The 13,916-nt window shown below is 68.1% G+C and carries 9 protein-coding genes and 1 pseudogene; 7 read left to right on the forward strand and 3 right to left on the reverse strand.

Annotation, left to right across the window (positions count from 1 at the left end):
• Nucleotides 1–370: 370 nt before the first annotated feature.
• The gene (locus JIX56_RS07580) at nt 371–2,977 is read left to right on the forward strand and encodes a glycoside hydrolase family 78 protein (protein ID WP_257537996.1); all 2,607 of its coding nucleotides are present in this window, start codon (nt 371–373) and stop codon (nt 2,975–2,977) included.
• 118 nt (nt 2,978–3,095) lie between these two features.
• Nucleotides 3,096–3,307: pseudogene (locus JIX56_RS07585) on the forward strand (leucine zipper domain-containing protein); the annotation flags it as partial.
• Here the strand turns inward: JIX56_RS07585 and JIX56_RS07590 are convergent.
• The 3 genes from JIX56_RS07590 to JIX56_RS07600 all read right to left on the reverse strand — a co-directional run bounded on the left by JIX56_RS07590 (nt 3,290) and on the right by JIX56_RS07600 (nt 6,849).
• The gene (locus JIX56_RS07590) at nt 3,290–4,438 is read right to left on the reverse strand and encodes a Gfo/Idh/MocA family protein (protein WP_257537997.1); all 1,149 of its coding nucleotides are present in this window, start codon (nt 4,436–4,438) and stop codon (nt 3,290–3,292) included. The pseudogene JIX56_RS07585 and the gene JIX56_RS07590 sit on opposite strands and share 18 nt — an antisense overlap.
• A complete protein-coding gene (locus JIX56_RS07595; RefSeq protein WP_257537998.1) occupies nt 4,423–5,097 on the reverse strand; it encodes a ThuA domain-containing protein in 675 nt (224 codons plus the stop codon). Before JIX56_RS07595 ends, JIX56_RS07590 begins: the two co-directional genes overlap by 16 nt.
• Before the next feature lie 375 nt (nt 5,098–5,472).
• Nucleotides 5,473–6,849: a GH1 family beta-glucosidase gene (locus JIX56_RS07600; protein WP_257537999.1), complete on the reverse strand. Its 1,377-nt coding sequence runs from the start codon at nt 6,847–6,849 to the stop codon at nt 5,473–5,475.
• Nucleotides 6,850–7,166: 317 nt separating this feature from the next.
• On the opposite strand from JIX56_RS07600, the gene JIX56_RS07605 reads away from it, so the two are divergent.
• From JIX56_RS07605 to JIX56_RS07625, 5 genes are all read left to right on the forward strand, one after another.
• Nucleotides 7,167–8,174 carry a LacI family DNA-binding transcriptional regulator gene (locus JIX56_RS07605; protein ID WP_257538000.1) on the forward strand — a complete coding sequence of 336 codons (1,008 nt, stop codon included), beginning with the start codon at nt 7,167–7,169 and terminating at the stop codon, nt 8,172–8,174.
• Nucleotides 8,175–8,610: 436 nt separating this feature from the next.
• The gene (locus JIX56_RS07610; protein WP_257538001.1) at nt 8,611–10,098 is read left to right on the forward strand and encodes an ABC transporter substrate-binding protein; all 1,488 of its coding nucleotides are present in this window, start codon (nt 8,611–8,613) and stop codon (nt 10,096–10,098) included.
• A gap of 30 nt (nt 10,099–10,128) precedes the next feature.
• Entirely contained in the window at nt 10,129–11,079 is a 951-nt protein-coding gene (locus JIX56_RS07615) for an ABC transporter permease (RefSeq protein WP_257538002.1), read from the forward strand.
• Entirely contained in the window at nt 11,076–12,851 is a 1,776-nt protein-coding gene (locus JIX56_RS07620) for a dipeptide/oligopeptide/nickel ABC transporter permease/ATP-binding protein (RefSeq protein WP_257538003.1), read from the forward strand. The genes JIX56_RS07615 and JIX56_RS07620 overlap by 4 nt, the downstream gene beginning before the upstream one ends.
• Before the next feature lie 5 nt (nt 12,852–12,856).
• On the forward strand, nt 12,857–13,699 hold the full coding sequence (locus JIX56_RS07625; protein ID WP_257538004.1) for an ABC transporter ATP-binding protein: 843 nt from the start codon (nt 12,857–12,859) through the stop codon (nt 13,697–13,699).
• Nucleotides 13,700–13,916: the final 217 nt, after the last annotated feature.

Below are 13,916 nucleotides of genomic sequence, written 5' to 3' on the forward strand. Positions count from 1 at the left end.
CCCTGGGGGCGGAGCCGCCGCAGGCTCCTTCTCTCGACAAGATCCGGATAACAGTTGTCTTGACCTGGCCATTCGACGCTCACGCCCCTGATCCCCAGCGAAGTGCCACCTCACAACACCAGCGCATCTCATTGACCACTCTCGACCTCACTGCCTAGCCTTGCGTGAAACGTTACATAGACTTGGCGCGCCCGGACTTCCCCACCCGACCTGACGAACTGCCAGGTAATGCGCCTCTCCACGGTGCCCTGTGCGATGGAGCGTTGCCGCGTAGAGCGAGCCTCTGCTGTCGCCGACGGCCTGCGGAGCGCGGGCCTGCACGCCGACCTTCTTTGTGCCCGAGAACCTTGTCCGAGCAACGGAGGCCTTCATGAATGAGCAGACAACGACCGACGCACCGCACCGACTGCGCTTCGAGCACCTTGATGACGCCGTTCTGGGAACGGATGTCACCCGCCCACGCCTGTCGTGGCAGTTGCCCGTCGGTGCCACGCGTCAGACGGCGTACGAGATAGAGGCGGGTGACTGGTCGACCGGCGTCGTGCGATCCGCCGAGCGCGTTCTGCTCCCGTACACAGGCCCTGAGCCGTCCGCTCGCGAACGAGTCGAGTGGCGGGTGCGCGTGTGGACCGACCTCGGCGAGAGCGACTGGTCGGCGCCGGCGTTCTGGGAGATGGGGCTGTTGCGGCGAGGCGACTGGTCGGCCTCCTGGATCCGGCCCCATGAGCAGGACGTGCCCGAGCCCGGTCATCGGCCCGTCTACGCCCTGCACTCGGATGTGGAACTGACCGGGCCGATCGCCTCGGCCCGGGCCTACGTCACGGCCCACGGCATCTACGAACTGGTGGTCAACGGTCAGCGGATCGGCGACCAAGAGCTCACCCCGGGCTTCACCGCCTACCGTTCGAACCTTCAGGTGCAGACCTATGACCTGACCACCGTATTGCACCAAGGCGCGAACGACCTGGGCGCGTTCCTTTCCGACGGGTGGTACCGCGGCCTGTTCGGCTACGGCCGTACCTACGACAACTTCGGTGACCGCACGGCGTTCCTCGCCCAGTTCGAAGTCACCTACACCGACGGTTCCACGACCGTGGTCGGTACCGACCTCGGCTGGGGCTCCACCATCTCCGACTCGACGGAGGCGGACCTGCTCGACGGACAGCGCGTGGTGCAGCGGCCGGGCGGTTTCCGCTGGGATCGCCGCGACTGGCAGCCGGTGCTCGAGCCGACGGATCCGCTGTGCGCCGACTGGAGCCGCCTGTGCGCGACCCCGGCACCTCCCGTTCGCCGCGTCCGGTCGATCACGCCTGTGTCGGTGACGACGCTTGAGGGCGGGCGGCACATCGTCGACCTCGGCGAGAACACCAACGGCTGGATCCACCTTGACGAGGCAGGTCCCGGGTCGGAGATCGTGCTGACCCATGGCGAGGCCCTCGACGCCGACGGTGACGTCACGACGGATCACCTGCGTCCTGACGCGGACAGCCCCACTCCGAGCCCGTTCAACCAGATCGACTCGGTGGTCTTCGTCGCCGAAGGCCAGGCGTTCGAACCGCGCCACACGACCCACGGGTTCCAGTACGTGGCCGTCGACGGACTGCCGGGACCTCTCGGCACGGCCGACCTCCACGGCGTCGAAGTCCGCACGGATCTGCGCCCTACCGGCACCTTCCATTGCAGTGACCGCCGCATCGAACTGCTGCATGAGGCTGCGGTGCGCAGCTGGCGGACCAATGCGTGCGACGTGCCGACCGACTGCCCCCAGCGTGAGCGGGCGGGGTGGACGGGCGACTATCAGGTCTTCGTGTCGACGGCGGCCTTCCTCGACGACATCGCCGGTTTCACCGACAAGTGGCTGAAGGATCTGGCCTCCGACCAGGCGCCGAACGGCATGGTCAGGAACTACGTCCCGTCTCCGGAGGCGGCCGTCGCGGTTGTCGAGGGTTCGTCGGGGTGGGCCGACGCGGCGGTTTCCGTACCGTGGCAGATGTGGCAGTCGTATCGGGATCGCGAGGTGTTGGCGCGGCAGTACCCGTCGGCCGTCGCGTGGTTGGAGTTCGTCGAGACGACCGCGCGTACGGCGCGAGCGCCGGAGCGCATCGAGGCGAATCCCGAGGCACCCGAACACGAGCAGTTCCTCTGGGACACCGGGTTCCATTGGGGGGAATGGCTGGAGCCCGGAGTCGAGATCGCCCTCTTCGAGGGCGAGCATTCGATCGTCGCCACCGCCTACTTCGCCAACTCCGCCCGTCTGCTCGCCAGGACCGCGGAGGTACTGGGCAAGGCGGAGGACGCGGCACGCTGGACCGAGCTCGCGGCGAACGTCGAGCACGCCTGGGCCACCGAATTCATCGGCGCCGACGGCCGACTGGCGCGGGACAGCCAGGCGACCTACGTCAGAGCGCTGGGGTTCGGCCTGATCCCCGAGCGCCTCGTGCCGTCGGCGGTCGAGCACCTCGTCGAACTGATCCGGGCCGATGGCACACACCTGTCGACCGGCTTCCTGTCCACTGGGATGCTGCTCCCTGTGCTGGCGGACAACGGCCGTGCCGATGTCGCGTTCGACCTGCTCTTCCAGGACACCTCGCCCTCGTGGCTGACGATGATCGATCGAGGCGCCACCACCATCTGGGAGCACTGGGACGGCATCGACGCCAAGGGCACACCGAGCGGCTCGCTCAACCACTACAGCAAGGGCGCGGTCATCGAGTTCCTGCACCGGTACGTGGCCGGCCTGCGTCCGCTCGAATCGCACCCCGGCTACGAGCGCTTCGTCGTGGAACCGGTCATCGACGACCGGCTGGACTGGGCACGAGCGACGCTCGAGACTCCCTTCGGCCTCGCGTCGTCGTCGTGGCGACGCGAAGACGGCACCGTTCGCTATGAGGTCGTCGTGCCGGCGGACACCGAATGCGAGTTCCGCGTGGGCGAGCCCGTCGTCCTGGAACCGGGAACCCACGTCATCACGTTCTAAGTGTGCTGTCCTGGGGCGTTGGTGACAGGCGACATGCTTGAGCGGCGTTGAAAGAGCCGAGGGCCCCTGGGTTCGGTGTGGATGACGACATCTACAACCGGCACCCAGGAGGCCTTCGTTGTCCCACCGTAATGCCCTGCTGACACCGACCGGCGGGCTGTGTCCGGCCCGGTGTGTCGTCGATGACGGCCGGCCCCCGCGGCGGGCTGCGGATCGCTTCCAGGTCAGCCACAGCACCGCAGCCGGTGGGCCGGCCGCTACCACCGGCACGGCGCCGAGGGCATGCACGACCGCTCCAGCCGCCCCCGCCGCTCACCTCCGTGGACCCCAGGCGGCCGCGTCACCAACCTCTCCGGTCAGCGCACTTGGCCAGAGGCCGATGACCGGGGCGGGCCGCTCGCAGGTGCTGGTCACCGGCAGTGCGCGGCTCTGTTCGGCGGCGTCCATGAGGGTGAGCATGACGTCCAGGACGTGCGCGGCGAGTTCGGCCGAGGCGCGGTGCGGGCGCCCGGCGTCCAGGGCCTCGGCGAGGTCGGCGAGCCCCGCGCCACGGCCCGTGTCCGCGTGACCGGCGGACACCGGCAGGACGTCCCACCTGTCGCCGCGGTGGATCTCGACGGGCCCGTCGAAGTTGTTCGGGTCGGGTACGGAGAGTGAGGCCTCGGTGCCGTGCACCTCGATGCGCGGCAGGCGCGCGGCCTGGATGTCGAAGCTCATCACCAGCGTCGACAGGGCGCCGTCCGCGTGCTCCAGGACACCCGTGATGTGGGTGTCGATCTCGACCGGGAAGGACTGCCCGGCCCGCGGACCACTGCCGATGACCCGCTCGGCACGCGGCCGCGAGGAGGCTCCGGTCACCTTCACCACCGGGCCCAGCAGATGCACCAGGGCGGAGAGGTAGTAGGGGCCCATGTCGAGCAGTGGGCCTCCTCCGGGCTGGTAGTAGAACTCCGGGTCCGGGTGCCACTTCTCGTGCCCCGCGGTCGTCATGAAGGCCGTCGCCGCCACCGGACGGCCGATCAGTCCGTCATCGACCGCCTTGCGCGCGGTCTGGGTGCCGGTGCCCAGCACGGTGTCGGGGGCACAGCCCACCCGAAGTCCCGCATCACGGGCGGCGGTCAGGACGGCATCGGCCTCCTTGCGGTTCGTCGCGAGAGGCTTCTCGCCGTAGACGTGCTTACCGGCGGCGAGTACGGCCAGGGCGACCTCGGCGTGCGCGGCCGGGATGGTCAGATTCAGAACCGCGTCCACGTCGTCACGGGCGACGAGGTCAGCGACCGAGTCCGCCACCGAGACCTGCGATCCGGCCTGGTCGGCGACGGACTGCGCACGGGCCCGGTCGAGGTCGGTGATCGCGGTCAGCCGCACCGACGTCAGCTTCTCCAGGGTCGAGAGATAGGCGCCGCTGATCTTGCCCGCGCCCACGATCCCGATGTTCAAAGGCTTCACCGGCTCGCCCACAGCAGTCCCCTCTCGGTCAGCGTCCGCACCTGCGGCACGTCGAAGTCGTCCGGTTTGTGCCCGATGGTCGAGACGAAGACGCGTCCCGCGCCATGGGTCCGGGTCCACACCGCGGGCATGACGGCGGGCCGGTCGTGCAGGTCGTCGGCGGGGAACGTGGTCGTGGCCAGGACGTCGATGTGCGCATCGGTCAGGACCCAGTACTGCTCGCTGTGGATCGCGAAGTCGTCCAGGCCCGCGATGATCGGGTGGTCCGCGTGCTCGGGGGACAGCTGGTAGGTGTGGTCGAGGAAGCCGGGCGGGTGCATCACGAACTTGCCGCCGGTCAGCAGGTGATAGCCGTGGTCGTGGAAGCAGTCCACGATGCCGCCGTGCCAGCCGGCGAGTCCGGTGCCGCCGCGGACCGCGGCGGCCAGGTTGTCGCGCTGCTGCGGGGTGATCGTCCCCATCGTCCAGCACTGCACGACCAGATCGGTGGCGGCGAGCCGCTCCGCGTCGTCGTACACCGCGAGGTCTTCGGAGGTCTCGACGGTGAAGCCCTGCTCCTTGAGGAACGGGACGAAACTGTCGCTGATCGTCACGGGCTGATGCCCGTCCCAACCACCACGGACGACAAGGGCCCGCCGGATTTCGCTGGTCAAGGTATTGCACACTCCCATCGGCGCCGTGCGCACAGGCCCGGCGATCGCAGGTCGGGGGGAAGAGAGCCCAACGGGTGTTTTCCCGAGTGGGTGTTGCCGCTGCTCAGGAGGTCGGTGAGGCGAGTGACGTACTGCCGTCCGAACGTATGGAGACCGGCGCTCTTTTGTCAACGGCCCATACAAATACGGCACTTGGCGCCCGGGAGGGCAAGAGCCGGACCGCCACGGGCCCGTGGTTCCACGCGCCCAGGGGCCCGGTCAGTGCTGCCCGAGGCGCTTGAGGAGCATGCTCAGCGCGTGCGCCGCCTCCGTCACCGCCCCGGCCAGCCGCTGTCGCTCGGGCCACCGCAGCGAAAGGCGTGTGGCCCCGACGGGAAGCGCTCGGTCCGGCGGTCAGGCCTTGGCCGCGATCAACTGCTGGTACCAGCGGTAGCTGTCCTTGGGCGTGCGCCGCAGGGTGTCGTAGTCGACGTGGACGATCCCGAAACGCCTGTCGTAGCCGAAGGCCCACTCGTAGTTGTCGAGCAGCGACCAGACGTAGTAGCCGCGTACGTCCACTCCTTCGGCGACGGCGTTCGCGACGGCGGCCATGTGGTCGCGGAGGTACGTGATCCGGTCGGGATCGTGGATCTGGCCGTCGGTGGACAGCACGTCGTCCTCCGCCGAGCCGTTTTCGGTGATGAGGATGGGCGGAAGGGCGTCCGCGTACTCGTGACGCAGTGAGACGAGCAGCTCGCGCAGACTGTCGGGAACCACTGCCCAATCCATCGCGGTGCGCCGGACTCCCGGGATGTCGACCGTCTCGATGCGGCAGTCCGTCGCGGTACGCAGGGCCGGGTCGGGCCGGCGATGGGGCGCGTCCCGGACCACGGTCGGGGTGTAGTAGTTGATGCCGAGGAAGTCCATCGGCGTGGAGATCAACTCCAGGTCGCCCTCCTGTCGGAAGGTCTGCCGGGTGATCAGCTCACCCCACGTCTCCTCTTCGGCGGATGGAAGGCGCCCGCGCAGCAGCGGCTCGGTCCACATCAGCTTCTGCATGGTCTCGGCACGTACGAGGGCCGCGAGATCCGCGGCGGAGTCGGAGGCCGCGGTCACGTGGCTGAGGTTGAGCGTGATGCCCGCCTCCCGAACGCCGGCGGTACGCAGCGCCCGCATCGCCAGGCCGTGACCGATGAGCAGATGATGGGCGGCGGCCAGCGCCGGGGTGCCTTCCGTCGCGCCGGGGGCGTGATGGCCGTCCGCATAGCCCAGGAAGGCGCTGCACCCGGGCTCGTTGAGGGTGATCCAGCGGGGGACCCGGTCGGCCAGGGCGTCGGCGACCAGGGCCGCGTACTCGCCGAACCGCTCCGCGGTGTCGCGTATCCGCCAGCCGCCACGGTCTTCCAAGGCCTGCGGCAGGTCCCAGTGGTAGAGAGTCGCGGCCGGTTCGACGCCGGCGGCCAGCAGTTCGTCCACCAGTCGGGAGTAGAAGTCCAGGCCCTTGTGGTTCACCGGGCCCGAGCCGGTCGGCTGGATGCGCGGCCAGGCGATGGAGAAGCGGTACGAGCCGACGCCCAGCTCGCGCAGCAGCGCCACGTCCTCGGAGTATCGGTGGTAGTGGTCGCAGGCCACGTCACCGGTGGCGCCGTGCAGTACCCGGCCCGGCTCGCGGGAGAAGGTGTCCCAGATGGAGGGCCCGCGGCCGTCCTCGTCGACCGCGCCCTCGATCTGGTACGAGGCGGTGGCGGCACCGAACACGAAGTCGGGCGGAAGGGAGGGTAATTCGCTCATGCTGTCCTTACCTCGTCGTTGTCGTGCGAAGACGCTCTCTCGGCTCCTGGATCGAGTCGCCGATGGGACCGTCATTCTTTGTATCGTTCCATGAAGAGATCGGCTTAGGAAGGCGTCGGCCCCGCTCCATCGCGACCTGTGCGGTCTTGGTCTGTCACTGCGGCTGTAGCATGGCGCCCGTGGAAGATGACGCTGCTGAACCAGGTGCGCGGGACGACGTGCGTGATTCCAGTGGTGGCCGGGCGAGGCCGGTGCGCGCTGACGACACCCTCGTGTCCCGGCAGCCTTCCAGGGGTCGCCGTGCAACGATTCAGGACGTGGCGAGGGAGGCGCGGGTCTCGGTTTCGACCGTCTCCAATGTGATCCGCGATGCTCCCGGCGTCCGCCCCCAGATGAAAGCCAAGGTCGTTGCGGCGATCGAGAAACTGGGTTACCGGCCCCAGGCCGGCGCCCGTGCGATGCGCGGACGCTCCTACACCATCGGCGTCATGCTCACCGAGTTCTCGGCCCCCTTCCAGACCGAGATCGCGGAAGGGATCGCCGACGAGCTGGAGCCGAGTCCGTACCAGGAGATCTTCGTCGCCGGAGGCCTCTCCCCCGAGCGCCAGCAGCGAAGCATCGAAGCACTCAGCGACCGGCAGGTGGACGGGCTCATCGTCATCGCGCCGGCGATGGCCACCTCGTGGCTGGAGAAACTGGGATCGGGACTGCCCACCCTGGTGATCGCACGGCACGGCGGCTCCGCCCAGTACGACACCGTCGTGGACGACGACCAGGGCGGCGCGCGCCTCATGGTCGATCACCTCGTGGCCCTGGGCCACAAGCGCATCCTGCACACCAGTCATCCGGCGGGACGCCTCAGGAGGCCCTTCGTCCTGGCCCACACCGCGCGCTGCGACGGCTACGTCAACGCCATGAAGAGGCACGGCCTCGAGCCCGACGTCATCGAGACCACGTACTCGGAAGAAGGCGGGTACCGGGCCACCATGGAGGCCCTTGCCAGGCCGACGCCACCGACGGCCGTCTTCGCCGGTGCGGACATCGCCGCGTTCGGCGCCCTGCGCGCTGCGGAGGAACGCGGCTTGAGGGTGCCTCAGGACATCACCATCGCCGGGTACGACAACGTCTATGCCTCGACCATCGGCCGGGTCTCCCTCACTACCGTCGACCAGTCGGGCCACCTCACGGGCCAGATGAGCGCGCGACTCCTGCTGGAACGGCTGAACGGCCGGACCCAGCCCGTGCACTACGTCGTGTCCCCTCGACTGATGGCGCGTGGCACGAGCGCTGCACCGGTACGCAAGTCCGCCCGACGGTTGCCCTGACAGGGACAGCGAACCGGCCGGTTCGCGCCTCCACACGCCTCCACCCTCGCTAGAACGATCCACGGACTCCGTGTGACGGAAGCGGGCATACCGTTTCGCACGGCTCGACGCCCACCAGTGCGTCGACATGAGAGGCGCACTGCCGACCAACTCAAGCTATGGACGCTCTGAGCTGCTGTTTTGACCCCTGCAGCAGGGGCGCGTTACGTAACCGTTACCACGCAATCACGGCGCACTCCCTTGACCCATCCCCGCCCGCTACCTAGCCTCCACTTGAAACGTTCCAGAGAGCATTTTCAGCCGGTACGCCCCATTGACGTTTCCCGGGCGTAGACGTTTCCACCAGCACTCACGGCCACATCCGGCCGAACCTCTCCCGTGTCCGAAGGAGCCGATCATGCGGCGCACCAAAAGACTTGCCCGCTTAACACTGACCATGGCGACGGCCCTGACCTCCCTGGCAGCCCTCAGCGCCTGCACCGATTCGAACTCCGCATCTAACCCGGGGGGCAAGAAGGACACGCTCGTTCTGGGATCGACCGCCGACATCCAGGGCTGGGATCCGTCGAACCAGCCCGGTTTCCAGGGATGGTCGGGTCAGGCGGTCTACCAGACCCTGACGGGAGCCGACGCCCAGGGCAGAGCTACCCCGAATGCCGCCGAGAGCTGGGAGTTGAACTCCGACAACACCAGGGTGACGTTTCGTCTGCGGTCCGGCATGAAGTTCTCCGACGGCACGCCGGTCGACGCCACGGCCGTCAAGGAGTCCATCAAGTACGCGGCCACGCACGGCGGCCAGGCCGGAAAGATCGCCAAGATCAAGATCAGTACCCCGGACGCCCGCACCGTGGTGGCCTCCGTGCAGGAGTCGGATCCAACGCTGATGGGATTGGGCGGCATAGCGCTGGCGAGCCCGAAGTATCTGGCCTCGGGCAAGGTGAACAAGGCCCCCGTCGGCTCCGGCCCCTACACGCTCGACCAGGCGGCGACGACCAGCGGCTCGACGTACACCTTCGTCAAGAACGAGGCCTACTGGGACTCCAAGTCCTTCCCGTACAAAAAGCTCGTCATCAAGGTGCTCAAGAACCAGACGGCAGCGCTCAACGCCCTGAAGACCGGGCAGATCGACGGCACCCTCATCCAGCAGTCGATGTACAAGGAAGCCAAGTCCTCCGGCCTCAAGATCCTGTCGATGCGCGGCGCCACCACACGGCTGCTCCTGACGGACCACAAGGGCGAGAAGATCCCGGCCATCGGCGATCTGAGGGTCCGCCGCGCCATGAACATGGTGTTCGACAAGGACGCCTTGGCGAAGGACTTCTACCAGGGGCGAGCCACTCCGGCGAACCAGATCTTCCGCCCGGGGACGGCGGCGTACATCAAGGAGCTCAAGGACCCGTACCCCTACAACGTCGCCAAGGCCAAGGAGCTGATGAAGGAGGCGGGATACGAGAAGGGCTTCACCCTCACCTTCCCCGTCATGGAGGGCCAGGGCCTCGAGAAGCTGGTGCCCGTCGTCGCACAGCAGCTCGGCCAGCTCAACATCAAGGTCAAGCAGCAGACGCTGTCAGGCCCGAGCGCGGTGGAGGAACTGCTCAGCGGTAAATACCCGGTGCCCCTGTGGCCGCTGGGGAACTACGGCGATTCCCTTCAGGACATCAAGGACTATGTGCTGTCCGACGGCATCTGGAACGTCATGCACCAGTCCGACCCGACGGTGAAGAAGCTCTACGACAAGCTGCTCACCACCAATGGGCAGGAGGCGGCCACGATCCAGCAGGAGATCAACCGCTACATCGTCGACCAGGCATGGTTCGTCCCGATGGTGTACCCGGACGGGTTCTACGCCTACAGCTCGAAGATCAGCGTCCCCAAGTCGAACGACCCCAACGGCCTCAACCCGGTGCTGAAGGACTTCAAGTGAGCAGCCGGTCGTGAGCGAGGGGAGCCGCACGTGTTCGGTGCTGTACTGAAGAAGCTTGGGCGGGCGGTGATCATCCTGCTCGTCGTCAGCTTCACCACTTTCGCCCTGATGTATGGAGATGGGCACGCGATCGCGCGGGCCGTGCTGGGCCCGGAGGCCACGGAGGCCACGGAGGCCGACGTCCAGTTGGAGATGACCCGCCTCGGTCTCGACCGGCCGCTGCTCGTGCAGTACGGGGACTGGCTCAAGGGGGTCGTCACCGGCGACTTCGGCGAGTCGTTCTTCACAGGACAGTCCGTGACGTCCCTGTTGGCCGCCCGTGTGCCGGTGACGCTCGCCCTGGTCATCCTGGCGATCATCCTGACGGCTGTCCTCAGCGTCCTCATCGGTGTCACCGCCGCAGTCCGCGGGGGCTGGATCGACCGGGTGGTGCAGTTCCTGGCTGTTCTGGGGGCAGCGATCCCGCCCTTCATCATCGCGATCGCGCTGGTCTTCGCGTTCGCCATCTCGGTCCGGCTCTTCCCCGCGACCGGATACGTGTCCCCGGACCAGAGCCCCACCGGCTGGCTCGAATCCGTCACGCTTCCGGTGCTCGCGCTGCTGACGGGATCGGTCGCCGGCGCGGCTTCGCAGTTCCGGGGAGCGGTCATCGACACGCTCTCCCGGGACTTCGTCCGCACGCTGCGGGCACGCGGGATCAGCGAGTCCCGGGTCATCTTCCGCCATGTTCTGCGCAACGCCGGCGGCCCCGGGCTCATGGCCCTGAACCTGCAGATCATGACCCTCCTGGGCGGCGCGGTCTTCGTCGAGCAGATCTTCGCGCTCCCCGGTCTGGGGGAAGCCGGCAACCAGGCCTCCCAACAGGGCGACGTGCCGGTGGTGATGGGAATCCTGGTCGTGGCCGTCTTCATCGTCCTCGTCGTCAACGTGCTGGGTGACCTCGCGAACGCGGCACTCAATCCGAAAGCGAGGACGCGATGAGCGTGCCCGAGTTCTCCCCGGCCGTCGGGCCGCAGACGGAGTCGACGGCCAAAGGACGGTCGGTGCTTCGCCGGCTCGTGAGCGACCCGATGGCCGCGTTCTGTCTGGCCTTCCTGCTCGTCGTCCTGATCCTGGGGCTGGGCAGCCCCTGGCTGGCGCCGGTGGACCCCAACGCCTCGGAGCTGTCGGCGGTGAACGCGCCGCCGTTCAGTTCAGGTCATCTCCTGGGCGGGGACGCGTCGGGCCGGGACATCCTGTCGCGGCTGATGTGGGGTACGCGGCAGACGGCACTGGCCTGCGTGCTCCTTCTGGCCGTCTCGCTCGTGATCGGGATGACGAGCGGCCTCGTCGCCGGCTACTACCGAGGGAGGGTCGAAGCCGTCTCCAACTGGGTCTCCGACGTCGTCATGACGTTGCCCGGGGTCCTGCTCCTCTTCGCGCTCTACGCCAGGACGGGCCCCAACATCGTCGTCGCGATGATCGTCTTCGGCCTCCTCGTCGCACCGTCCTACTTCCGACTGGTCAAGTCCGTCGTGGTGGGCGTCCGAAGCGAGCTCTACATCGATGCGGCGAAGGTGGTCGGTCTCTCCGACCTGCGTATCGTCGGCCGTCACGTGCTCTGGGCGGTCCGCGCCCCTGTCATCATCCACAGCTCGTTCGTCGTCGCAGCGGGCATCGGCATCGAGGCCGGCGTGAGCTTCCTGGGGCTCGGTGATCCCGCCACGGCATCCTGGGGCACGGTGCTGCAGGACTCCTTCGGCAACATCTACACCAGCAAGGCCGCTGTCGCCTGGCCGGCCCTCCTCATCAGTCTGTCCATCCTGGCCCTCGTCCTGCTCGGCAACGCCCTGCGTGACGTGCTCCAGTCCTCGGCGCACCGCCCGACACCCTCGGCGCGACTGCTCCGGGAGACGGCCCGGCGAATTCGCGAGGAGAGCACTGCCGCACTCTCGGAAGGGCCTGCCCCCGCGACGGATGCGGTTCTGTCGATACGGGGCCTGCGCATCGGCTACCCGGACAGTGAGAGCGGCATACGCGAGGTCGTCCACGGAGTCGACCTGGACGTCCGCCCCGGCGAGATCCACGGCCTGGTGGGCGAGTCCGGCTCGGGCAAATCGCAGATCGCGTTCTCGACGCTGGGCATCCTGCCGCGCGAGGCGGTCATTCTCGGGGGGCGTGTCCTGCTCGACGGCGAGGATCTGCTGGCGAGCGAGCAGCACATGCGCCAGGCACGCGGCCGACGCATCGCGTACGTGCCGCAGGAGCCGATGTCGAACCTGGACCCCTGCTTCACGATCGGGGCGCAGCTCACCCAGGGCCTGCGTGCGGTCAAGGCCGTAACGAAACGCGAAGCAGAACGTGAGTTGCTCGCCCTGCTCGCGCGGGTCGGCATCAAGGATCCGGAGAGGGTTTTCCGCCAGTACCCGCACGAGATCTCCGGCGGCATGGCACAGCGCGTACTCATCTGCGGTGCGGTCGCTTCCGGCCCGGACCTGATCGTCGCGGACGAGCCGACGACCGCTCTGGACGTGACCGTGCAGGCAGAGGTGCTCGAGCTGTTGCGAGAACTGCGTGACGAGCGAGGCCTCGCGATGATCCTCGTGACGCACAACCTCGGCGTCGTGGCGGACCTCTGCGACACCGTCAGCGTGATGAAGGACGGGCACATCGTGGAGCGGAGCGACGTGGACTCTCTCTTCGAGGCGCCCGATGAGGCGTACACGCAGGAATTGCTCTCGTCGGCACGCCGTGTCGAGATCGCGGAGGTGTGAGACAGGTGGCAGAGCCGGTTCTGAAGGTGGAAGACCTCGCCGTGCGCTACGGCGGACGTCGGGGCACCGGCAGCACAGTGATCGACGGCGTCTCCTTCGACCTCAACACCGGGGAGACGCTCAGCCTGGTGGGCGAGTCCGGATCGGGAAAGACAACGATCGGGCGCGCGATCCTCGGGCTCGCGCCGGTGACGGAGGGCTCCATCTCGTTCCGTGGCGAGTCCATCAGCAACATCCCACGGGCCCGCCGGCGCAAGGTCGCCCGGGACATCCAGGTGGTGTTCCAGGACCCGTACTCCTCGCTGAATCCGTCGATGTCGATCGAGGACATCCTGGTCGAACCCCTCCTGGCCGCCGGGTCCCGGGACGGACGCACGCGCGTGCGGGAACTGCTCGACGCCGTCGGCCTCCCCGCCGACTCCGGCCGCAGATCCCCCCGGGAGTTCTCCGGCGGACAGCGGCAGCGGATCGCCATCGCCAGGGCACTCGCCCTCGACCCCACGGTCATCATCTGCGACGAACCCACCAGCGCCCTGGACGTGACCACGCAGGCCCGGGTGCTCACGCTGCTGAAGGACATCCAGCGCGAGACGGGTGTGGCGTACCTGTTCATCAGCCACGACCTCGGCGTCGTCAACGAGGTGAGCGACCGGATCGCCGTCCTCCACCAAGGGCACATTGTCGAGATCGGCAAGGCGACCGACGTCGCGACGGCTCCCGAGCACCCCTACACACGCAAGCTGCAGATGGCGGCTCCCGTCGCGGATCCGAAGAAGCAGCGACTGCGGCGGGCCAAGCGCCTGGAAACCATGGCGGCGGAGCTTCCCGCTCCCAAGGTCGGATCATGAGCGGCGGCGACGCGCCGGCGACCGGCGGCCCCGTCTCGAGGGCGTCGTCGCGGTCCGCCGACGGTCCGCACACGATCCCGTGCGCGCGGGTCCCCTGAGTACACGCGCCCCCACCTCTGTACGCACCACCCGCCCCTGGACGCACTTGCCCACCGATAGGCGGACACCGGGCATGCAGCCCGGCACGCCGAGTCGCGGGCGTCGGCGGCAAGGGCGA

Source organism: Streptomyces sp. CA-210063 (assembly GCF_024612015.1).
Lineage (GTDB): Bacteria > Actinomycetota > Actinomycetes > Streptomycetales > Streptomycetaceae > Streptomyces.